The organism is Petrocella sp. FN5, assembly GCF_029210395.1.
Taxonomy (GTDB): Bacteria; Bacillota; Clostridia; order Lachnospirales; family Vallitaleaceae; genus Petrocella.
Genome location: NZ_JARGDP010000223.1, coordinates 1 through 501, shown reverse-complemented (window position 1 = coordinate 501; position 501 = coordinate 1). Strand labels below are relative to the sequence as shown.

Sequence of the window (501 nt, the reverse complement as noted above, 5' to 3'; positions counted from 1 at the left end):
ACCATATAAATACACAATTATACCAGAAAATGCTTTACACCCACGCATATCAAAGCTATACTAAATAGGTATAGCAAAATCAAAAAAGTTGAGTATGGGGGAGAAGTATATGAAGAAAACAGTTATGATGTTAAGTTTGTTAACAATAATCATCTTGATCGTCAGTCTAGCGGGTAACTCGGTACAAGGGGCGTCCAACTACTCGGATGTGAGTCAAAAGGATTGGTTTAATGAAGATCTAAGTCATATAGGAAAAGATGGAAGAGATATTCTAAAAGGCTATCCCGACGGTACATTCAAACCGGCCAACCCGCTTCAAGTGGATCAGTTTATCAAGTGCTTGGTGGTCGTAGCCGGCCATGATGTTCTTCAAGATGAAGAAGGCTACTGGGCCAAGCATCACATCGACAAAGCCATAGAGCTTGGCTATGTAAAGCCAGGTGACTTTGATAACTATAGAAGAAAAGTCACCCGAGAAGAGATGGCCACATTGGTGAGTAG

At 40.9% G+C, this 501-nt stretch carries 1 protein-coding gene; it reads left to right on the top strand.

Annotation, left to right across the window (positions count from 1 at the left end):
• Positions 1–109: 109 nt before the first annotated feature.
• Positions 110–501, top strand: a 392-nt coding sequence (locus P0N36_RS15610) for an S-layer homology domain-containing protein (RefSeq protein WP_275843817.1), incomplete at its 3' end; no start/stop codon positions are given.